The organism is Janthinobacterium sp. J1-1, assembly GCF_030944405.1.
Lineage (GTDB): Bacteria > Pseudomonadota > Gammaproteobacteria > Burkholderiales > Burkholderiaceae_D > Janthinobacterium.
Genome location: NZ_CP132339.1, coordinates 2136344 through 2158185, shown reverse-complemented (window position 1 = coordinate 2158185; position 21842 = coordinate 2136344). Strand labels below are relative to the sequence as shown.

The window sequence follows — 21842 nt, the reverse complement described above, 5'->3', positions numbered from 1 at the left end:
CAGCAACGGCTTTTCAATCCACGGATTGAATAGCCGTTGCGTTGTTCAAGCCAGCACGGCGTGCTTGCCCGCCAGGGCCGTCAGCGCCTCGCTGCTGCTCTGTATCATGTCGCTGTACTGGGTATTCTGGAATCCCCATAGCGTGGAATGCACTTCTTCGCGGTGTCCGACGAGGAAGGGCAAGGCGACCACGACGCGCAATTCTTTCTGGCGTTCCACATATTTGTCGATGGTATTGGTTTGGTCGTTGCGATGCGACGGATCCCACGATGCCAGCAGGCGCAAGGCCGAAGTGTCATAGATATTGCATACCATGCTGGTCATCTTGTCGACGGTCAGAAAACGCATGCCCTGGAAAACTTCCGAATGCAAGATCCGGGTGTCAGGATGCAGTGATGCAATGACGCCGGCAAAAATATCCCACTGCCCTGCGCGGGCATCCAGGTAAGCATTTACAGTACGCATCTTTTCCTCGAAGTCCTCAGGCAGCAAGGCATCGTCTTCCAGTACCGTCAGCCGCGTCACGTCATGCTTCAAGGCGTGCCGCGCCAGGGTCGAGTACGACAGGGCGCAACCGACCCAGCCCGGACGCAGGCGCACGCCGTCGAATACGGCGCAGTCCTGCGGCTTGTTCGCTTCGAAGATACGGCGCCGGACGATGGTTTCCGGCATCGACAAGGCCACCCGCGTGCTGCCCGGCGGTACCGGGATGGTGACGTCCTTGAGCGTGTCGGTGTCCAGCAGGTTCATGGCCACCAGGAACCTGCCAAACATATAGGTAAAGCGCTGGTCCGACAAGCTGGCCGATGCCTTGACCGCCTCTTCCGGTACTTGCTGGGCCAGTGCATGGCGTACCGCCGCCACCATGGCGTCGGCATTGCCCTGTTCAAAGAATGTCACCGCCCCTGCCAGTTCCGGATAATCCGCCTGATCCTGCGAAGCCTCGGACACCAGCGGTATTCCCAGCGACAGGCATTCCTGGACGCGCGGCATTTCCAGCAAGGCATTCTCGTAATAGTGCAGGTTGATCACGATCCGGGCGCTGCGGATGGCCGCATTCATGTCCGCCCCAAACACCTCGCTGCACACACGCACATTGAAATGCTGCTTCAAGGTATCGAGCATGGCGCGGCGGCGGGCAGAACTGTTCGAATCGCCATAGAACAGCACATCGCATGTTTTTTCCACTGGCGCGGCGACGGGCGCATACGCCGGATCGGCCCCTACCGGCAAATAATAGACATGCGGGTAGGCCACATTGTGCTGGGCGAGAAACTCGATGTTGACGGTTGCATAATCGAGCACCGCCATGGAGTGCTCGAGGATGTGAAAATAGTCATCGGTAAACCAGCGCGAGCTGACCGACTGTTCCATCTGATACACGATGCGCCGTTCGCCCGGCGGCAGCTGCTTGAACATTTGCGGGCAGACCACGATATACATCTGATGGGGAAAACCGGCTGGCGGCTCGGTCGTGATATCGACTTCCCACCCCTGATTGCGCAACTGGCGCGCAATCAGATGGGCAATGAACAGGGTATGCGGCGTGGCCATGACGCACCAGTGCTTCGGCGGACCACTGAGCAAGATGGCATGCGAGACACGGTCGGCCCGAAACGCCCGCAGGCGGTTGGCCAATCCTGCAAAGTCGCCACGCAAGGCATAGCGCAAGCCATTGCGCGACAGGCGCAGCAGCGTCCTGGCCTTGCCGGTCTTGCGCGACACCCAGCGCAGCGCACCGGTCGCACGCCAGGAGCGGGAGCGATAGATGGCGTCGAGCTCTTCGTGCTGCAACTGGCTCAGCGATTGCACGCGGTGCAGTTCGGAAAAGACATTTGCTTCCCTTGCCGCCGTCAATGCCAGCTGAACCCGGACGTCGGCCAGCTGTTCCGTCGTGGCCTTGAGCGTATCGATGTCATGCTGACGCGCGCGCTGTTCGGTCGACATCATGTCGAGCAGTCTGGAAAAATCCTGCTCGCGCAGATGCAGATGTTCAAACGAGCGCTGCAGTTGCTCGCGCAATTCGATTGCCTGCACGGTGGACGGCCGCGTCGCCACCGAGGTGGAACGGTTCAGCCGCCGCTGGTAGGTGCCATGCTTGATGGCCACAAAATACAGATCGCAGGTTTCGTGTCCGATCGAGAACTCGGCAAACTGGAACATGGCGGGCACGTCGATCTCGGCGCGCACATCGTGTTCATCGAGATTGCGGTAATAGTCGGCCCACTCATCATCGACCTCTGCCAGCAACGGTGCATCGGCAGGCGTGGTGCGGCGCGTGCCATGCTCGGGGCGTCCGGTGGTGGCACAGGTCATCAGCAGCATGCCACCCGGCCGCAGCAGGCGTATGGCATTGTTGAGGGTGGCAACCCAATGGCGGTCATGCTCCAGGCATTCGGTGGAAATCACCATGTCGAAGGTCGCATCCGGCAGGCCCAGTTCATGGCCGGGGCAAATGATGTCGACATTGCGGCCTTCCGCGATGTCCAGGCCCAGATACAAGGTCTCGGCATCGAACAGCACCTGGTTATTGCCATTGATATCGAGCGCGCCGATATCGAGCACCATGGTGCCGGAAAAATACTGCGGAAAGCGGGCTTTGACGGTTTCGCAAAATGCTTGCTGTTGTGGATGAGCCATTATGTAATCTATCTATTGAATGAATAAAGCGTGCGGACGGCCATTGATGCCAGCCGCCCTACGCTAAAACAGTCTGCCTGAAGCGACTTGCCCGCATATCTACGTTACTGCGCCTCTGTGTTTGCCAGCGCATCGAGCGTAATGCCGATCATGGGAATGCCGACCAGGCCGGTTGCCGCGCTGCTCGCTTCCGACTTGAACAGCACCGCGTCATGCATCCAGTGGTGCTGGACATGCTGATCCTGCGTGCCATCGGCCAATGCCGTACTGATGCTGTAGTCGCCGGCGGGCAGGATGGGCATGTAAAAGGTAAATTCGGCCCGGATCTCGTCGCCTGCACGGCATTCCGGCGCCATGCCGGCATGGGAAAGGTAGGTATTGTCGCCAAACAAAGGCTGTCCCAGCCTGTCCTTGATCAGGAAGCCGACGATGGGCGCCAGCAGCAATTCGTGTGCCTGCGCCGTCACGCGCAGTGTCACCTGCTCGCCGCCCACCACCCAGGACAGCACGGCGCCGTGCTGGTCGAGGAATTCGACATTGACGATATGCGCGCCGCCCTTGCCGAAGGAGGCGGCATCGGCGTTGAATTCGAATACCTGCAGATCATTGCGCAAGTTGCTGTGATTGATGAACTCGCGCCGCTGGTCGGCGCGCGGCAGCTCTTTGGCCTCGCGACGCGGCAGGGCAACCTTGGCGGCCGTCCCCTTGCCTTGTTGCGACTCATAATAGGCCTGCAAATACAGTTCGCAGACATCCTTCGGTGCGCCGGTTTCGATCACCACGCCCTTGTCGAGCCAGATCGCATGACTGCAGAAATTCTTGATGGCGCCCGTATCGTGGCTAACGAACAGGACCGTGCCATTTTTCATGAAACCACGCAGAAAACGCATGCATTTTTGCGTGAAAAAAGCATCACCGACGGCCAGTGCTTCATCGACCACCAGGATGTCGGCATCGACGTGCGCAATCACGGCGAACGCCAGACGCACCATCATGCCGCTGGAATAGGTCTTGACCGGCTGATCGATAAAATCACCGATATCGGCAAAGGTCTCGATATCGGCAAAACGGGCCGCCGTTTCATCGTGGCTCAGGCCCAGCACGGCCGCATTCAGATAGACATTTTCGCGGCCCGTGAATTCGGGATTGAAACCCGAACCCAGCTCCAGCAAGGCGGCGACGCGGCCATGCGTCTGCACGCTGCCGCTGGTGGGATTGAGCGTGCCGCAGATCATTTGCAGCAGGGTCGACTTGCCGCTGCCATTGCGGCCGATGATCCCCACCGTCTGGCCACGGCGTATTTCAAACGACAACTCTTTCAAGGCCCAGAATTCGCGATAATATTGCCGCGCTTGCCGCCCCAGCATGCGCTGCATTCTGGGATACAAGGACTGTTTCAGCCTGTCGTGCGGCTGCGCATAAATCTGGTAGCATTTGCTCAGATTTTCTACTTTGATGGCAACCTCAGAGGACATCTGCAAAACCCTTTCTGGTCTTCTGGAACCATGCAAAGCCCAGCCATGCAATCACGGCCGAACCCAGCAAATACAAGCCGGCCATGCCAAAGTCAGGAACTATGCCCCAGAACAGCACATCACGCGCCTGTTCGATGGCGGGCGTCAATGGATTAAGCAACAGCAAATGGCGGTAATTTTCAGGCAAGGAACTACCTGAATAAAAAATCGGCGATAAAAACATCAGCACCGTCGTCATGACACCAATGACTTGCGACACGTCACGCAGGTACACGCCCAGCGCCGCCAGCCCCCAGCTCAGCCCCATGATCAGCAGCAGCAGGGGCAGCATCACCAGCGGCAACATCAGCACGGTGGCATGCGGCGTGCCAAACAGAATCACATACGCAATCAGCCACACGCCGATACTGATCAAGGTATGAAACATGGCGGAGCCCAGCACGACCCAGGGCAGTATTTCCAATGGAAACACCACCTTCTTGACATAGTTCACATTGGACAATATCAATCCCGGCGCGCGGTTGAAGCATTCTGCAAATAAATTGAACATGATCAGCCCGGCAAACAGCACCAGCGCAAACTCCGTCTTGGAGTCGCTGCCACTGCTCCAGCGCGCCTTGAATACGACACTGAACACGAACGTGTAGATGACCAGCATGAACACGGGATTGAAAAACGACCAGAGGATGCCCATGAAGGAACCACGGTAGCGGCCGATGACCTCGCGCTGTATCAGGGCCCGTACCAGACTGCGGTTACGCCACAAACTGGCAACCATTTCTCTCGGTGAAACCGAAAAGTCTTTCATCAGCTAACTACCTCAGAATGGGCAAGCACCGTGAGCGGCGCAAATCGTGCTGGATGCGCGTCTTCCGTGAAAGCGCCAACCAGGCTGGGATCGGTGTGGGAAGCACGCAGGACGGAACCTGCGGCAAGGAGGATACCTTTGCGTTCAGTCATGTTTTATTTTCCCAGGATTTCGCTCAGCATCCTGCGTACGCCTGCCTGCCATGGCGGCATTGTCAATTCGAAAGCCTGCTCGATTTTCTGTAGCGCCAGCCGTGAATTTTTCGGTCGCGGCGCAGGTGCGGGAAATGCCGCACTGCCAACCGCATCGATGGCGTTGGCCGCCACGCGCAGCGGCACGCCGGTCTCGCGCGCCAGTGCGATCACGAAACTGGCATAGCCATGCCACGACGTCTGGCCGGCGGCGGCCAGGTGATAGATGCCACCCGGCGCCGCTTGATATTGCAAGGACCGCAGCGCATGGGCCGTCACATCGGCGATCAGGTCGGCGCCCGTGGGCGCACCGATCTGGTCATCGACCACCGACAGGCGTTCACGCTCGTCCGCCAGGCGCAGCATGGTCCTGGCAAAATTGCCGCCGCGCGCCGCATACACCCAGCTGGTGCGGAAAATCAGGTGCCGGCATGCAGCAGCGGCGATGGCCTGCTCGCCCGCCAGCTTGGTCTTGCCGTACACGCTCAGCGGACCGGTTGCCGCGTCTTCGCGCCAAGGCGCCTGGCCGCTGCCGTCGAATACATAATCGGTTGAATAATGCACCAGCAGCGCACCGCTGCGGGCCGCCTCGGCCGCCAGCACGCCGGGTGCCAGCGCGTTGACGGTATGGCACAGCTCAACCTCATTTTCGGCGCGGTCCACGGCCGTATAGGCGGCCGCATTGACGATCACATCGGGAGCAAGCTGTCGCACCGTGGCGGCCAGGCCATCCAGGTTGGCAAGGTCGCCGCACAGGCCGCCTTCATCGCGGCCGACGGCAACCAGTTCGCCCAGCGGCGCCAGGCTGCGCTGCAATTCCCAGCCGACTTGTCCATTCTTGCCCAATAATAGAATTTTCATGCTGCCGGCCCGATAGCGTGGCTGGCCAGATGGCGGGACGAGGCCGCGCTGGCGACAAGGTGGATTGAAAACAAATTCATATGATTATATTTTATTAAAAATGGCGGCCACGCAGAATGCGATATTGCCGCCCAGGCTTTGACGGTGAATGCCGGAGCGCTTCATCAGCCACAGCCTTGGAAGCAGCCGACTCTGGCGGGCTTTGGCGAAATCATCGAGGATGCGTCGATTTTCCGGCGTCAATCGGTGACGGAGGCGTTGCAAGGACGCAATATTGTGATCGTTCCAGCTGCGAAACCAGCCATTGCACAAGAGTTGCAAGCGCGAGTAGCGCGCGCGCCAGCTACGGTTGGTGCCGACCAGGTTGGCGTCATGCTGGCGGTAGCGCAAGGACGGACAGGCATCGTAAAATACCTTGCCGCCGCAGCCGCTGGCCACCATGTAGGCCCAGCAGTCATGCGAAATGATCTGTACATCCTTGCCCGCTTCGATCAGCAATTTGCGCAACGCATTATTGAACACCATGGTATTGCCACCGCCGATGCTTTGTATCAGGGAATTGGCGAAACTGGGCGCCTGGGTAAACAGGGGCGAGGTGCCGATGGGCTGATTATTTGCGTCGACCAGCAGGGCGCGTGAACAATACAAGGCCGGCACGTCCGGTGCAATGCCTGCCAGCCAATTCAGCGCCCGCTGCAATTTGTCGGCTTCCCAGATATCGTCCTGGTCGGAATAAGCGTAGTAATCCGCCTCGATGCTGGTATCGCAGCTGAGCGACAGGAAATTGGCGGCGAAGCCTTGCGCCGGTCCGGCATGCATGCTCAGGCGTTTTGCGCCCCACTGCTGCCGGTACTGCGCCAGGATCGCATGGGTATCGTCCCGGGAACCATCGTCGGATGCGCAAACTTGCCAGTTTGCATGCGTCTGCGCGGCGAAAGAATCAAGCTGATCAGCCAGGAAATGCTGGCCATGATAAGTGCACAGCAAAATCGCCACTTTCGGCACTTTCGACACGGCCGACGGCGCCAGCAAACGGCTTTGTTGGCGGATATCGTAATTGGCCGCTTCGGGCGCGCTACGGCCCATCGGCGCGCTGTGGCGCCGGCCGCTCACGGCAGTGGATACATGCTTGAATTGACTCACTTATTTATCTCGTCTCTATCACTGATCTTCCTGGCAACATTCGATGTGCAAAGCACGCCCCAGGGAAGTATCTCAGATGCAGGCGTTTTTTAATAAGCTGGTAACATCATGTAACAATACAAGGCTCGCCCAGTGCCTGCATGGATGCCCAATATACCGCCTTCGTGTAGAAAGCGCGCACGCCTAAACGTGTCAACAAGCGAGTATGGCGTGTTGGAAGAGCCCTCATCTAGAGAAATCTCAAGTGTGTGCTGATAATTTTCACGCAAAAAAAACCGCTGCCCCCGGTCAGGAAACAGCGGCTTCTGAAGCCAGCCTAGCGGGCGATGACTTACTTGGGCAAGCCACCCAGCAGCGCGGCCAGCTTCGGCTTGGCCTTGGCTGGCGGCATATTGCTGCTGGCGACAGGCGCCACCACCTTGGCCGGTTCGTACGGCTTGAGGAACCACGGATCGACCTTCTCGCGGCGCGCGCCGGGGCCAAAGGCCGGGCGGCTGGAACGCTCGGGCGGACGGCCGGTCGAACGCATGTCGGTATCGCCGGCGCTACGCGGTGGCCGCGTGTCGCCTTCGGTGCGGCGCGGCGGACGGCGCTCGCGGTCGCTGTCGGCGGAACGCGACGGTGCCGGCGAGAAACCACCCAGGTCGCCGCGCTTGACGGTCTGCTTGATCAGCTTTTCGATATCGGCCAGCAGGCGCTCGTCCTTGTCGGAATAGATCGAAATCGCGTCGCCCGAGGCGCCGGCGCGGCCGGTGCGGCCGATGCGATGCACATAGTCTTCCGCGTTATACGGCAAGTCGAAATTGATCACGCACGGCAGGTCGGAAATGTCGAGCCCGCGCGCGGCGACGTCGGTGGCCACCAGCACGTCGATCTCGCCTTTCTTGAACGCCTCCAGCGCGGCCATGCGTTCCTGCTGGCTCTTGTCGCCGTGGATCGCGGTGGCGCTCATGCCTTCCTGTTCCAGCACGCGGGCCAGGCGCGAGGCGCCAATCTTGGTGTTCGAAAACACGATCACCTGTTTCAGGTCGCGCTGGCGCAGCAAGTGCGCCACCAGGGCGTGCTTCTGGTCTTCCGGCACTTTATAGACCACTTGCGTGACCTTGTCGGCCGTCTGGTTGCTGCGCGCCACTTCGATCGTCAGCGGATCGTTGAGGAAGGTCGCGGCCAGCTTCTTGATTTCCGGCGAGAAGGTAGCCGAGAACATCAGGTTCTGGCGCTGCTTCGGCAGCAAATTGATAATGCGCTGCAAGTCCGGCAGGAAGCCCATGTCGAGCATGCGGTCGGCTTCGTCCATCACCAGCATCTGTACCTGGCCCAGGCTGATGTTCTTCTGCTCGATATGGTCGAGCAGGCGGCCCGGCGTGGCGATGACGATTTCCACGCCACCGCGCAAGATCACCGTTTGCGGCTTCATGTCCATGCCGCCGAACACCACGGTCGAGCGCAGCGGCGTGTGCTTGGCGTAGGCCTTGACGTTTTCCGCCACCTGCACCGCCAGCTCGCGCGTGGGGGTCAGGATCAGTGCGCGCACCGGGTGGCGCGCCGGCGACATGCTGCTGCTGGCGTGGGCCAGCAGCAACTGGATGATCGGCAGCGAGAAGCCGGCCGTCTTGCCGGTACCGGTCTGCGCGGCGCCCATCACGTCACGCCCTTGCAGCACCACCGGAATGGCCTGTTCCTGGATCGGTGTCGGATGGGTATAGCCCTGCTCGGTCAGCGCGCGCAGGATCTCGGGCGCCAGGCCGAAATCGGTAAAGCTGAAGGCGGGAGCGGCGGGAGCGGGAGTGACAGCGGAGGTGACAGCGGGAGCGGCAGGCGTGGCGGTAACAGCAGGCGTTTCGGTGGCGGCGGCAGGCGCCGCGGCCGGGGCAATCGCCGGATCGGGCGTAGGAGTCGTTTCGGTTTCAGACATAGTTTTCTGGTGTGCCTCCGCACTGCGGAAGCCATGCTTTCTCAATAAACAACATTTCAGGGCGCAGCAGCTACGTTTTGCAAGCCCGATGATTGTTCTTGCGGCACCTCTGTGCTCCGAGGCAGGCTGTGCGGCGAGTGCGGTAGCGTCAGGGAGGTGTGCGGGCAATGGCGGCGGAGATCGCGCCGGCGGAACATCGCGCGCAGAAGATACAATATCAGTGCTGTAAACGATACCCTAATTCAGTGCAACTGTACACGGAAACCGTGATTTCCGGCAAAAACCATTCCAGCGACCGCACCTTGCCATACAGTATGATGACAGCCATTCCGTCTTCCCCCACCACCATGTCCAGCCCTTCCCTCCCGCACGATCCACCTCCAGAAGCCCCTGTCAGGCCGGGCGATGACGAGTGCTGCAACAGCGGCTGCACCTATTGCATCCTCGATATGTACCAGGAACAGCGGATCGCCTACGAAGAAAAGCTGCGCGCCTGGCAAGAGCGCCAGCCCACCCCCGCCAAGCCGCAGCAGCGCGGCGCTTAACCTTCCATTCCATACGCAGGCCGGAGCCGCGCGCCATCACGGCACGCGGCGGCCTTGCCATGCCTGCAATTTGACGACGTAGGAATGGGATGACACGGGGCAATGTTCCTAACCTACATAAGCGCGTCGGCTCATCCGATGCCGCCGGCTTCACCATCGTCCTATAGTGGAGTCATTGCAGAACACAACGCAGCACAGAGTACAAAACAACAGTAACAACGCCAATCAACAAGATCAGAAGACGAGGCCATATCATGTACAAAGCTTATAGCAACCTGTCCCCAGCCTTGACCAGCACCACCGCCAACCGCGACTGGAGCGCAGCCCCCGCCAAAGCAGCCGCCTCGCCCATGATCAGCATCACCGGCGCCCAGCAGAACGAACTGCTGCGGGCCCTGTCGCGCACCGACCTGGAACGCCTGTTCTGCCAGCTCGAACTGGTGGCGCTGCCTGCCGGCAAGCACCTGTTCGACTTCGGCGACAAGATCGAATACACCTATTTCCCGACCAACGCCATCGTCTCCCTGCTGTATGTGATGGAAGACGGCGCCACCACCGAGATCGCCGTGATCGGCCGTGAAGGCGTCGCCGGCGTGACCTTGTACGAAGCCGAACGCGCCACCTGCACCGCCGTCGTGCAAAGCGCCGGCTACGGCTACCGCCTGAAAACCACTTTCCTGCGTGAAGTCTTCAACGAAGGCGGCGCCCTGGCCCAGTTGCTGATGCGCTACACCAGCGCCATGTTCGCCCAGATGGCCCAGAACGTCGTCGGCGGCCGCCACTGCAGCATCGAACAGAAACTGTGCCGCTGGCTGCTGGACCGCCTGGACCGTTCGCTGTCGAACGAATTGAAAGTCACGCAAGACACCATGGCCAACATGCTGGGCGTGCGCCGTGAAAGCATCACCGTCACCGCCCGCAAGCTGCAGGACGAAGGCCTGATCCAATACCGCCGCGGCACCGTCGAAGTGCTGGACCGCGCTGGCCTGGAAGTGGCTGCCGGTAATTGCTACAAAGCCGCCCGCGCCGGTTTCGAACAATTTCGCAGCAGCATCAGCGGCATCAGCGCCTACAACTGATCACTGATCACCGCCTTACCGTACTCTCCTTCAAGGCACGCTCCGGCGTGCTTTTTTTTCGCCTGTACAATCGTGGCCTTATTTACGAAAGGCACCATGGACGACTTCAACTGCGAGGACCTGCCCCATATTCGCGTACTGGCCGGCGAAAACGAAAACGGCCCCGTCTACGAATCGCTGCCGGCCCGCCAGCTCGACGACGACGTCTACGAACTGCTGGCCTCGCCCGGCCTGACGCTGAACCTGGCGCGTGGCGACGTCGTCAGCATCAAGGACCCGTCCGCGCCCGCCGAAGTGCTGACACGCGGCGGCAACTTCTGCATCCAGATCTATGCCGACCAGGTGCCCGACGAGGCCGTGGAAAAACTTGAACGCGAGGTGCAGCAACAACTGGGCGGCACCCTGGATGGCCAATTCAAGGGCAATCTCACCTTCAGCGTGCCGGGCCGGCATGGCATCTACAACGTCAACGGGCCGTTCGACGCCTTCCGCGAAGCAACCGGCGTGGAATGGTATTTCGCCAATATCTACGCCAACCTGGACGACGACGATGACGAGACCTTGCTGGACTGGTGGTTGACGGCCTGAACAACAAAGCCGTCCATGCTAGGATGCGCGATTGATCTGGCCATGCATACCCATGAAACACACACTTTTCCTGTTCGACCTCGACGATACCCTGCTCGACTTCAAGGCTTCCGAAAACCTGTCGTTTGTGCGCACCATGCACGCGCTGGGCGTGGCCGGCGCCACCGAAACGCTGTTCAATCATTACCAGCCGATCAACGTGGCGCTGTGGCGCGCCTTCGAGCACGGCACCGTCAGCAAGGATTTCCTGAAAGTCGAGCGTTTCCGCAAGACCTTCGCCGCCGCCGGCCTGGTGCTGGACCCCGAACTGGCCAGCCGGATCTACCTCGAATCGCTGTCGGACACAGTGGTGCTGATCGATGGCGCGATCGAACTGTGCGCCAGCCTGGCGGCGATCGGCGAAGTGGGCATCATCACCAACGGCGTCGAAACCATCCAGAACCGCCGCATCGCCAGTTCCGGATTGCAGCAACATATTGCGTTTGTGGCAACCTCGGAAGCCTGCGGCCATGCCAAGCCCGATGTGCGCTTTTTCGAGTATGCAATGAACATGGCGCGACCCGTCCGCAAAGAGCAAGCCATCATTATCGGCGACCGGCTCGATGCCGATATCCTGGGCGCGAACCGCTTCGGCATCGACAGCTGCTGGTTCAATCCGGAGCAACTGGCCAATACCTCGCTGGCGGTGCCCACTTTTGAGGTCGCCAGCCTGCACCAGATTGCCGCAGCGTTAAAAAACCAGGCGATGGTGTGAGTCAGGTATGGAAACGGCAGTAGCATGGTGTCCACCTTGCTATAATCGCTACGATAGATGACCTGCTTTTTCCAACGCTCCGGCAGCCAGCGCGCGCTGCGAGCGAGACCGCTTCGACCGGTCCGAAGTCCATGATGAGATTGACATGACCACCAGAACCAACCCGGCAGTGCGCATCCCCTTGTTGAATACCGGCGTGGCCGGCATGGACCACATCCTGGGCGGTGGCTTCCCGTCGCACAGCCTGTATCTGATCCAGGGCCTGGCCGGCAGCGGCAAGACCACCCTCGCCTGCCAGATCGGCTTTCACCATGCGCACCAGGGCAAAAAGGTGCTGATCCTGACCCTGATCGCCGAAACCCACGACAAGATGCTCAATCACCTGAGCAGCTTTTCCTTCTTCGACGAAACGCTGGTGGGCGAACGCATCCTGTTTATCGGCGCCTACCCCGACCTGCTCAAGGGCGGCCTGCGCGAACTGCTGAAATCCATCGCCGCAACCCTGGCCGAGCAGCGGCCCGACATCATGATCATCGACGGTTTTCGCACCGTGCGCGACGCCCGGCCGTCGGACCTCGCGCTGTCCGAATTCATGCTCTCGCTAAATTCCCTCGTCTCGACCATGCAGTGCACCACCTTCCTGCTGTCGCCGACCGAAGGCAACGTGGCCGACTCGGAAAACACCTTGGTCGACGGCCTGATCGAACTGAGCCAGTTCGAGCACGGCTTGCAGCTGATCCGCGAAATCAAGGTCTTCAAGCTGCGCGGCAGCAAGCACTTGCTGGGCCGCCATGTGTTCGAAGTGGACGAAGACGGCCTGGTGATGTATCCGCGCCTGGAAGCCATCAGCTCGACCTCGGGCGCGGCGCCCGGCATCTCGCGCCAGCGCCTGGGCTTCGGCATCCAGGGCATCGATGAACTGACCTTGGGCGGCATCGCCAAAGGCTCGACCACGGCGCTGCTGGGCAACCCGGGCGTAGGCAAGACCCTGATGGGCCTGCACTTTATCCACGAGGGTTTGCGGCGCGGCGAACACTGCCTGATCGCCGGCTTTTATGAGTCACCCTCGCGCCTGATCGAAAAGGCCGCCAGCGTCGGCATCGACTTGCAGCCCTACCATGACAGCGGCACCTTGCAGGTGATCTGGCATCCGCCGCTGGAAGTGCTGGTCGACCGCCTGGCCCAGCAGGTGCTGCGCAACATCAAGGAACGCGCCGTGACGCGGCTGCTGGTCGACGGCATCGACGGCCTGCGCGACATCATCGTCCACGACGGCCGCTCGCGCTCCTTCCTGGCGGCGTTTGTGAACGAACTGCGCTGCAGCAACGTGACCACCTTCTTCACACAGGAACTGCCCTACTTCGGCCAGGACCAGTTGCATGGCGACATGTCGGCGTCGATGCTGTTCGAAAATATCATCTTGCTGCGCTTCGTCGACGTCAACGGCATCAACCGGCGCCAGATCGGCGTGTTGAAGCTGCGCGAAAACAGCTACGACGCGGCCAATCACATTCTGCTCATCAATGATCATGGCATGTCGGTCAAGGCCGCCGTCACCGGGCCGGTCGTGCCCGACATCGCGCTATAGCGAGCGGCCATGAGCGATCACACCGCGATGATGGACGCCCACCCGGAAGGCAAGCTGATCCTGCTCGTCGATGACGAGTTCGATATCTTGTCGACCTACACCATGCTGTTCGAATACAGCGGTTTTCGCGTGCGCGCCACCGCCAACGGCCGCGAAGCGCTGGCCGCCGCAAAGCTCGAGCAGCCGGCGATCGTCGTCTCGGATTTCATGATGCCGGTGATGGACGGCGCCGACCTGTGCCGCGCCTGGCGCGAAGACGAGAAACTGCGGGCGATCCCCTTTATCCTGTGCAGCGCCGGCATCGTGCGCGACCACGCCACAATTCCCTACGACAGTTTTTTCAGGAAACCGGTGCCGATCGACAAGCTGATCAAGGAAGTCAAACGGCTGCTGGACAAGGGCCGCACCCAGGAATAAAACGCATCAGTCGCGCGTCAGCACTTCCAGCAATTCAATCTCGAACGTCAGATCGGCGTTCGGCGGGATCAAGCCCACCTGCCGCTCGCCATACGCCAACTGCGCCGGCACCCACAGCTTGCGCTTGCCACCAACCTGCATGCCTTTCAGGCCCAATATCCAGCCCTGTATCACCTTGTTGTTGCTCAGCACGCACTTGAACGGTACGCCGCGTTGGTGCGAGGAATCGAATTCCGTGCCGTCTTCCAGCCAGCCACGGTAGTGGGCGGTGATCAGGGCGCCCCGTTCGGCGGCCTTGCCGGTACCGATGAGGAGGTCTTCGATGTTCAGGTCAGTTGTCATTTTTTCTCATTAAGATGGCTGTTACGCGACGTCCGGCTGGCGTTTGGGAATATCAGGCATATCAGGCGTTGAGCCACCCAACGCAGCCAATCGCTTGGCTGCCTGTACGCACACAAAGGTCTTGAACGCTTCAAGAAAGAGATCGGCTTTGTCCATGGCTTGATCTGCCATCTCCAGTGCCTTGTTATAAAGATCGCCATCGATCGTTACGAGGGTTCTCATGATCACTCCCTGCATCATGATTTGATGCTGGGGCACTTACCTCCGGCACCTCATATATCGTCAAAGCTGCCGAAGCCTGTACTGCCCGCAGTGAAATCAACACCACTATCGCTGAAGCTGCTGTAGCCGCTGTCCAGCGTACCGACACCGCTGTCGCTGCTCCACATGTCGTCCATATTACTGGTACCGAAGGCGTTGCCGTGCACGTCCAACACCGGGTCCAGCATCGGCAGCCCGGTTGCCGGATTGATTTGAGGAACCACGCCAATCCCGCTATCGTAGTCCACGTCAGCAATCGCCGCTGCAGTGGCGCCAGCTTGCCATTCCTTGCACCCGGATTCATTGCCCGTGGTTCTTGCGGAAACGGCAGATGAAACCCGCTCCTTCGAGGATGGAGCCGATGCTGCGTGCTGCCGGTTCCGGGCGCGCGCCAGCTCTTCTTCGTGATCCGCAATACACCGCTTCACCGTCTCGAATTTTGCAACGGCATCGGCCAGTAGCCTTGCGTCCGCGTCCAGGTCCGACAGGAATTTAATGTAAAGCAAGAAACCATTCAAGCCGACCTCAAGGGCCAGTATCAACGGATCGGCCTCGCTTGCATGCATGCCGGTGGCTCGTGCAAGCGAAAAGCCGTTCCACCAGCTGCGATGCTGGCGCAGCTTCTGGTAGAACAAGCGTGAAAACACCCGTGCCACGGGTATCACGTCGCATAGCGCTTTCTCCTCGTCCGGATGCATGTCATGACGCTTCCATGACCACTCTTCCTTATCGATATGGAAGCGATCCAGGCATTGCCCACCAACATCAATGCAAGCAGCAACTCTTTTCTCCAGCGCAAGAGCAACGGTACGAAAAAGAGCAAACAGCTTCGCATGGAAGCCGCGAACATCATATGTTCGGCGCAGCTGGGCATCTGACTGCAAAGTTTGTAAATGCTTCTTCAGGTCCGTCAGTTCATCACTGAATGCCCATTCAAAGGCCCAGTTGAGCGTATCGCTGCTGTCCTCGTCCAGAAACTCCTTGCACAGATATGCCAGAAACGGCTCGCGCAAACCGGCGTCGAGATCAGGCGCGACGGCGAGCACAGTGTCTCCCGCCATCTTCCGGCGCAGCTGCTCGGTAAGAGTCAGCGGCTCGGGGATAAGCGTCAGGCGGCGTTTGGACTCTGGTGCGGACATGATGATGCCATTCAAAGGAGTGATTATGAATTGCGGCACAGAGGATACCGAGTTTTCCTTCGGTTTATATCTGTGCCACCCGGCAACGACGATAGCAATTTATCCGGGGCAAGGTAAAGATATTTCAGCAAGTGGCCTTGGCTAGGGGTCAGACAAGTGACGAACAAGAAGTGGACACTAACTATTTTGGCATGCCAAATGAAAAAGGGCTAGCCCGCGGCTAACCCTTTGTTTTTACAGAAAATTCTGGTGGGCCTCCCGTGAGTCGAACACGGCACCAACGGATTATGAGTCCCTAACACAAGCCCGCTATAGCACTGCAATAACCCGTAAAATCAATAACTTACAGATAAACAAGCAGCATTGATCCCGCTTTAAATAGCTATACCGTTGACACTTAGTTGACGATCTACAGTCAACAACTTCCGCCCTGGAGGGGCGTCATGAAGCATCAAGTGATCCCCTAACGGGGATCAGGCCGCTGAAGCGAAAGACCGGCCCGCTGGCGCGCTTTCTTGCATGCTCAACTTTTCACACCAGCTTTGCAAGCAGATGAGCGGATGAAAAGGCCCTAGCATGCCATATCAAAAATGGCTATCTGTTAGACAACTTGCAGAAAAATTAAAGACAATTTACCAACCGCTGCATAGAGTGTTTTGCATTAGTCAAATACTCATCCTTTACTTGTACACGATGCCCATTAATGCTCTGTTTTCCGATCTTCAGTTTAGAAAATGGCAGCCCCTTCGCGAAGGCCACAACCCCTGTGGTCTGAAAATCGCGAATTTCAACAAACCCATCATCTATTTTCTTAAAACTAAAAATATCAGGATGAGATTTCAGTAATTTTGCGACATCTTGCTGAATTGCATCAAGAACAGCTGCGTATGCAGATGCTGCCCCCATGTATTGAGTAAGACGATTTTTTGCAATTACATGGACCTTGGGCAGCTGACGTCCTGCCTTAAGCAACTTAGTCGAAAATGCATACGCAGCATAAATCTCAGAGGGCAACTTAAGCCCATACACAAGAGAAAATGCGTTCTGTATTGCCCGACGCGATGAGTCATCTGCCATAACTGGAAGAATTAACTTATCAGCTGTTGCTAACGCTATTTGGGTATAGAGCGAAAAACTTGGATTGCAATCAAAGAAAATGACATCATAATCATTCTCGACTTTTGAAACGAAATGATTTAACCAATCGATCACATTTATCCAAGGATCCGTTCCTGGAATCTGGTTATTTGCCAAGGTATTAACGGCATTTGCTTGCAACTCAAGAAGGGGATCACCACATACCAAATCAATATTTTTTGGTACACCTGGATTAAACCTATGCGGTTCAGTTATGAAATCTTCTGCGGAAAAAGGTGGAGGCGTATATGGTGCGGGCAACCGAAGCTGAAAATATCCCCCAATACTACAGCGTGGCACTAAACCTTGCTGACCAAGCAATTTTTCGCTACCGTTATTATTCAAACCACCCAAAAGCAACTCTGAAAGATTTGCTTGTGGGCAAACATCAATTGCAAGAATACGCTTTTTAGGATGCTTTTCTGCATATAACGTAATAGCCTGAAACGCTAAGCTTGTCTTCCCCGTACCGCCTTTATTATTCCAAAACGCATATTTCGCTTCCATACTGTCTCCTATGTTCAGACGAACCAACGTCGATAAGGGACATGGTAACGTCCATTTTGGACATTTGCAAGTCAAAATTGGACATTTCTAAAAAATGATGAATGAACGCTCAGATAGCGGACCGCATGCTCTCAATTTCAATGCAACAGAGGGTTCGTCAAGAGGATCAATTTGTGACCTAAAGCGACTTTCAAAGCAGATGTTTGCCGATAATTCAATGCTCTTGACAGTGCGACCTCCCAAAAATGATCCACGAATCATTGCTCAGATACCGAGTGGCACACGCAAATGAGGCAACATGCCCCCTACCTCACCTGCCATTTGACAAATGAGTCTTGTTAAATACTTGCAGCTGTTGCGGCACCTTTCAAGGCCCAAGCTAGTCCTCTAAAATCCTTGCTGATACCACAAGCACAAGGTCAGTTTGATGCCTACCGTCCGTACTAGCAGACCAAGATGCAGGCAGAAAACTGTATCCGGATTTCGATTCCGACGACTGGGTATCCTGCAATCCGCCCAGCAGCATTACGTCACCGTCTTTAAGACCTACGGTGGTAGTCAACTGCCGCAGAATAAGTGTCGGGGACCCGACAAGCCCGTTGGTATTTACTTTAAAGCTACTGATCTGGGCGTCCACGTCCAGGCTAATCTCTCCGCTCCCCAATACGCGAGGCAAGACATCAATGATGACCCCGGACGGCGTGTACACGATGTTTTGAACCCGATTGCCCGCATTGTGTGGTGGTCAAGTAATTTCGGACACAACGATAGGTTCACGTGTTGCCATTTTCCGTTCGTAGACGGTGGGTGGCAGATTGCCCAATGCTGAATTGAGACGCTTGCAGTTGTAGAAACCGACGATGTAGTCGGTAATATCGGCTTTTGCTTCGGCATGGTTGGCATATTGGCGCTGCCACACACGCTCCATTTTCAGATTCAGGAAGAAGCGTTCTGCGACGGCGTTATCCCAACAATTCCCCTTACGGCTCATACTGCAAACGAAGCCGTGCCGCTCAAGCATCTCCTGGTACAGCGCGCTGGCATATTGACTGCCGCGATCCGAATGGACGATCAATCCCGGGGCTGGCCGCCGCTGTCCGATCGCCATGCTCAAGGCATCGCAGACCAGTTGGGCGGGCATGCTCGGCGCCATGGCCCAGCCGACCACTTTGCGTGCATACAGATCGAGAACCGTGGCCAGGTACAGCCATCCTGCGCCAGTCCGAATGTAAGTGATGTCACTGACGTAAGCGAGATTCGGTGCGGCCGGATTGAACTGCCGGTTCAACACATTGGCGGCCACCGGCAAGCCGTGCTTGCTGTCCGTTGTGTGTACGAATTTACGCTTCCAGACCGGCTTCAAGGCCGCCTGGCGCATCAGCCGGCGTACTTTGTAACGCCCGATGCGCACACCCGCGTTGGCCATGGCCGTGACCAGTCGCCGGCTTCCGTAGCTCTGATGGCTGGCCATGAATGCCGCTTTCAGATGGATGCTCGCTTTGCAGGATGCAGGCTTGGCGGTACGGTGCTGTGCCGTGTAAAAACCCGACCTGCTGACGGCCAGCAAATCACAGCTCTTCTGCACAGGCAAGGCCTCCTTTTGCAGCTGACGAATGACCGTGTAAATCATTTCATTTCGCGGGCAAAGAAGGCCGATGCCTTTTTTAAGATGGTGACGTCCTGGCGCAGTTGCTGATTTTCCTGCTCCAGTTGCCGGATCCTTTGTTGCTCGGCGGTGAGCGGTTTTCCGATGCCTGGCTGGCCGTTCTGTTCAGCACTGTATTGCGTCAACCAGCGCCGGATCGCCGTCTGGCCGATGCTCATGGTCTCGCTGACGTTTTGGACGCTCTGACCCTGTTCCTTGATCATGCGCACTACTTCCAGCTTCAAGCTGGCATCGAATACTCTTCGTTTTCTTGTTGTCATGTCTAACTCCTCAGGTGGTGTATTTTCCACCTATCGAGGTGTCCGAGCAAATTAGACCACAGCATTGTCGTTGCCACTACTGGAAACAGTGGCCGTCTTGTCACCTACCGTCAATTTAAGCTTGGTCCTGTCATAGCCAAGAAGACGGCTATTAGTAACCTGTTTGAAACGTGCATCACTGTTCAGCGCATCAATGACCAGCTCAAAACGTGTGTTCTTCAGACTGATGACCGAACCCGAATTAGTTGTACCGAGCGACGCTCCCAGCTTTGCCCCTAGAAAGGAAGCCGCCAATGAAATGCCTCGGCCAGAGCCGCGACTGTTTGTGACTTCAATCCACGATGCCGAGACGTCGACCATCTTGGCGTGAGTGTCGAGACTGCGGCACAACGCAAGCATCTTGGAAACAGCCGATTTAGAGCCAGTAAGCACCACCAATTCGCCCGCGACGGTAGCTGCCTTAGCACCGAAACCAGCGGCGACAACTGCGCTCACAAATTCGCTCGTCCGATGAATGGGCGCAAAAAGTTCCGATTCTTCGTCTTCTTTCCGCGTTTGAAAACCTGCGGCATCTTGCACCACGTGACCATCGATGCCAATGGGCGCGATTTGCGAGCTAAGAAGGCTCGATGCCTGACTAGCGGAGTGCGCAGGTAGCAGCTGGTTCGCAATGGCATCCTGAGAGCCGCTCTCACGGTTCAGCGACAGGTAGTAGATACCGCCCTTGAGCGTCGTCGCAATTCCTTCGCGCAGTAGCAGGTCTTCAACGAAGCGTGGCAGCTCGGCGGCGTCGATGTTCTTTACGTTGATCGTAATTCGTTTGTCGATTCCGATGACGTCGGGGGATACAACAAAGTCTCGATGCATGATCGCCTTAAACATAGCTTCGCCGAACGCCATCAGCGGCGTGGCATTAAAGCTAAGTGAAACCGGAGCTGGGGCAGGTGCGGCAATCGCCAAGACCGGGGCGAGGATCAGGGCAGACAGGAAACGTCTCATTGCGCACCTCCTCTGACCCATAGACCTGTCTCGATTTCGGCCTCCCAGCCGCTGGCACCAGACTTGAAGCGCAGCGGCGATACAACACGGCCATCGGAAAGAACCACGCTCACCGAACCAGAATTGGTGAGAAACCCTTTTCCGGTAACGGTCTCGGAGAACTTGACCGGCTTGGCAGCATCGGCCACGGCGGCAGAGGGGGTGAAGAACATCGGTCCAAGTACATGGGAGCCTACGCCCCCGAGTACGAGGCCAAATATTAGAGCGATTGCGAGAAATTTGGTCATATGCTTGTGCGGTGGTTTGGGAGGAATCGGGCGGCCTGCGAGCAGTTCATAGTCCTGAGGAATACGTACAGGGCCAACGAAGCCAGGACGGATGCCAGTGCGGGACTGCAAGTGCCAGCTAGGCAGCAAGCAGTGGATAGCGTGTGGGTAGCTATCAGAGAACACTTGTGTGGTGTTATAAGCCCGGTTCAGGTCATCACCCCGGAAGTGCCAGCGGTCGGCTACGACGCCTTCAGGAGAGCAACCGAGGCGCACCACGCCGATATGCATGCGAGGCAGTGAGCCATCGCTGAAACCAGCGGTGACAAGCTTGAAGGCGGCTGAAACGAACGGCACTTTCATCCGATCAAGGCGGCTCATGCGCACCACGTACTCGAACAGGCTATCGCGCAACTGCTTGTCAATCTGACTGATGTTCTGGCAGATGAAATACACATCCCATCCGTACTTACGCGCATGGATCGCCCATTCCAGCAGCTCCTTGCGCCCACCAGCCTGGAAGTCCCGCGTATTCAGCCAGGACGCGCATTCGTCGAGGAATAGCGCCCCGTTGTGCGACTCATCGAAACCGGGGAGAAGCTGCGGCGCGGGCGGCGTGTACTCGAACCCCTTGGCGGTGTATTTAAGCACAGGCTCGAAGTCGATGAAGCGGTTGCCTGAACCGATGGCGTACAAATCCGCCGACGTGGGCTTGTCAGGAACCCGTATCACGGTTTGCTTAGACTGGCCCGGCATCATGTGTTCCATGAACACGTCGCAGTTTGTCGCAACGCGTTTGCCAGCACGCAGGTAGTCGCGCAACAACTTCATTGCGCCTTTGCCCTTTCCGCTTCCAAGCTTGCCGGTGATTGCGTAGACGGCCATGTCAAGGCCTTCCAAAATGTTCAGTCCAGAACAGAGCGAGAACAATACAGCGAAAAATTATCATGATTAAACCAACTTATCCAAGGTACGTTTCTTGTAAATGTAGAGCTGGCACGCCGCATAGACGGACATGTAACAACTCGCCAGCCCGTAGGTAGTCGTATTAAACCCAAGCGATAGGCCCACCGCGAACGAAGGGTGTGACGTGCTGATCGCCTGAATAGCAGGACCGCACACGTACTGCGCACAGCTCTGGCCTGCGGCCCACAGAACACTCACCATCAGTGCGAGCGTGGTGACGGCCCACACCTTCATGCCGATGTTAGACGTGGCGTTAAAGCCGATGAACGCTAAAATTGACTGGAACATGGAACTT

22 protein-coding genes are annotated in these 21842 nt (G+C 57.7%); 7 read left to right on the top strand and 15 right to left on the bottom strand.

Annotated elements, in window-relative coordinates; all coding sequences use genetic code 11:
* Positions 1 to 45: 45 nt before the first annotated feature.
* From Q8L25_RS09805 to Q8L25_RS09780, 6 genes are all read right to left on the bottom strand, one after another.
* Positions 46 to 2640 (bottom strand): methyltransferase domain-containing protein, encoded by a 2595-nt coding sequence (locus tag Q8L25_RS09805; RefSeq protein WP_308924640.1) that lies wholly within the window; start codon positions 2638 to 2640, stop codon positions 46 to 48.
* Positions 2641 to 2744: 104 nt separating this feature from the next.
* Positions 2745 to 4115 carry an ABC transporter ATP-binding protein gene (locus Q8L25_RS09800; protein WP_308924639.1) on the bottom strand — a complete coding sequence of 457 codons (1371 nt, stop codon included), beginning with the start codon at positions 4113 to 4115 and terminating at the stop codon, positions 2745 to 2747.
* Entirely contained in the window at positions 4105 to 4923 is an 819-nt protein-coding gene (locus tag Q8L25_RS09795; RefSeq protein ID WP_308924638.1) for an ABC transporter permease, read from the bottom strand. Before Q8L25_RS09795 ends, Q8L25_RS09800 begins: the two co-directional genes overlap by 11 nt.
* Positions 4924 to 5078: 155 nt before the next feature.
* Positions 5079 to 5975, bottom strand: coding sequence for a dTDP-4-dehydrorhamnose reductase (rfbD, locus tag Q8L25_RS09790; protein WP_308924637.1), 897 nt, complete (start codon positions 5973 to 5975; stop codon positions 5079 to 5081).
* An 84-nt stretch (positions 5976 to 6059) separates the two neighbouring features.
* The gene (locus tag Q8L25_RS09785) at positions 6060 to 7118 is read right to left on the bottom strand and encodes a glycosyltransferase family 2 protein (protein ID WP_308924636.1); all 1059 of its coding nucleotides are present in this window, start codon (positions 7116 to 7118) and stop codon (positions 6060 to 6062) included.
* Between the two features lie 331 nt (positions 7119 to 7449).
* Positions 7450 to 9033, bottom strand: a complete 1584-nt coding sequence (locus Q8L25_RS09780; RefSeq protein WP_308924635.1) for a DEAD/DEAH box helicase — start codon at positions 9031 to 9033, stop codon at positions 7450 to 7452.
* A gap of 167 nt (positions 9034 to 9200) precedes the next feature.
* On the opposite strand from Q8L25_RS09780, the gene Q8L25_RS09775 reads away from it, so the two are divergent.
* The 6 genes from Q8L25_RS09775 to Q8L25_RS09750 all read left to right on the top strand — a co-directional run bounded on the left by Q8L25_RS09775 (position 9201) and on the right by Q8L25_RS09750 (position 14004).
* Positions 9201 to 9578 (top strand): oxidoreductase-like domain-containing protein, encoded by a 378-nt coding sequence (locus tag Q8L25_RS09775; RefSeq protein ID WP_308924634.1) that lies wholly within the window; start codon positions 9201 to 9203, stop codon positions 9576 to 9578.
* 350 nt (positions 9579 to 9928) lie between these two features.
* A complete protein-coding gene (locus tag Q8L25_RS09770; RefSeq protein WP_308925697.1) occupies positions 9929 to 10657 on the top strand; it encodes a Crp/Fnr family transcriptional regulator in 729 nt (242 codons plus the stop codon).
* Positions 10658 to 10753: 96 nt separating this feature from the next.
* A complete protein-coding gene (locus Q8L25_RS09765; protein ID WP_308924633.1) occupies positions 10754 to 11245 on the top strand; it encodes a DUF4265 domain-containing protein in 492 nt (163 codons plus the stop codon).
* Between the two features lie 52 nt (positions 11246 to 11297).
* Positions 11298 to 11999: a YjjG family noncanonical pyrimidine nucleotidase gene (locus tag Q8L25_RS09760; RefSeq protein WP_308924632.1), complete on the top strand. Its 702-nt coding sequence runs from the start codon at positions 11298 to 11300 to the stop codon at positions 11997 to 11999.
* Positions 12000 to 12144: 145 nt separating this feature from the next.
* Complete coding sequence (locus Q8L25_RS09755; protein ID WP_308924631.1) at positions 12145 to 13587, top strand: ATPase domain-containing protein; 1443 nt, start codon at positions 12145 to 12147, stop codon at positions 13585 to 13587.
* Between the two features lie 9 nt (positions 13588 to 13596).
* On the top strand, positions 13597 to 14004 hold the full coding sequence (locus tag Q8L25_RS09750) for a response regulator (protein WP_308924630.1): 408 nt from the start codon (positions 13597 to 13599) through the stop codon (positions 14002 to 14004).
* Between the two features lie 6 nt (positions 14005 to 14010).
* Here the strand turns inward: Q8L25_RS09750 and Q8L25_RS09745 are convergent, their stop codons facing one another.
* The 3 genes from Q8L25_RS09745 to Q8L25_RS09735 are packed head-to-tail and all read right to left on the bottom strand — an operon-like array spanning position 14011 to position 15746.
* Positions 14011 to 14346, bottom strand: a complete 336-nt coding sequence (locus Q8L25_RS09745) for an FKBP-type peptidyl-prolyl cis-trans isomerase (protein ID WP_308924629.1) — start codon at positions 14344 to 14346, stop codon at positions 14011 to 14013.
* Positions 14347 to 14367: 21 nt separating this feature from the next.
* Positions 14368 to 14568, bottom strand: coding sequence for a type II toxin-antitoxin system VapB family antitoxin (locus tag Q8L25_RS09740; RefSeq protein WP_308924628.1), 201 nt, complete (start codon positions 14566 to 14568; stop codon positions 14368 to 14370).
* A 50-nt stretch (positions 14569 to 14618) separates the two neighbouring features.
* Entirely contained in the window at positions 14619 to 15746 is a 1128-nt protein-coding gene (locus tag Q8L25_RS09735; RefSeq protein ID WP_308924627.1) for a hypothetical protein, read from the bottom strand.
* Between Q8L25_RS09735 and Q8L25_RS09730 the strand changes: the two genes are divergently transcribed.
* A complete protein-coding gene (locus Q8L25_RS09730; protein ID WP_308924626.1) occupies positions 15745 to 15891 on the top strand; it encodes a hypothetical protein in 147 nt (48 codons plus the stop codon). The genes Q8L25_RS09735 and Q8L25_RS09730 overlap by 2 nt on opposite strands.
* A gap of 476 nt (positions 15892 to 16367) precedes the next feature.
* Here the strand turns inward: Q8L25_RS09730 and Q8L25_RS09725 are convergent, their stop codons facing one another.
* The 6 genes from Q8L25_RS09725 to Q8L25_RS09705 form a co-directional block, all read right to left on the bottom strand.
* Positions 16368 to 17390, bottom strand: a complete 1023-nt coding sequence (locus Q8L25_RS09725; RefSeq protein WP_308924625.1) for a ParA family protein — start codon at positions 17388 to 17390, stop codon at positions 16368 to 16370.
* Positions 17391 to 17769: 379 nt separating this feature from the next.
* The gene (locus tag Q8L25_RS31720; RefSeq protein WP_374694254.1) at positions 17770 to 18099 is read right to left on the bottom strand and encodes a hypothetical protein; all 330 of its coding nucleotides are present in this window, start codon (positions 18097 to 18099) and stop codon (positions 17770 to 17772) included.
* 36 nt (positions 18100 to 18135) lie between these two features.
* Positions 18136 to 19316 (bottom strand): IS3 family transposase gene (locus Q8L25_RS09720; RefSeq protein ID WP_308920653.1). Its coding sequence is split into 2 segments (ribosomal slippage): positions 18136 to 19046 and positions 19046 to 19316, totalling 1182 coding nucleotides; the frame shifts between segments, so codons are not numbered across the junction.
* A gap of 51 nt (positions 19317 to 19367) precedes the next feature.
* Positions 19368 to 20315 (bottom strand): hypothetical protein, encoded by a 948-nt coding sequence (locus Q8L25_RS09715; protein ID WP_308924624.1) that lies wholly within the window; start codon positions 20313 to 20315, stop codon positions 19368 to 19370.
* Entirely contained in the window at positions 20312 to 21466 is a 1155-nt protein-coding gene (locus Q8L25_RS09710; protein ID WP_308924623.1) for a zonular occludens toxin domain-containing protein, read from the bottom strand. Before Q8L25_RS09710 ends, Q8L25_RS09715 begins: the two co-directional genes overlap by 4 nt.
* A 66-nt stretch (positions 21467 to 21532) precedes the next feature.
* Positions 21533 to 21835, bottom strand: coding sequence for a hypothetical protein (locus Q8L25_RS09705; protein WP_308924622.1), 303 nt, complete (start codon positions 21833 to 21835; stop codon positions 21533 to 21535).
* Positions 21836 to 21842: the final 7 nt, after the last annotated feature.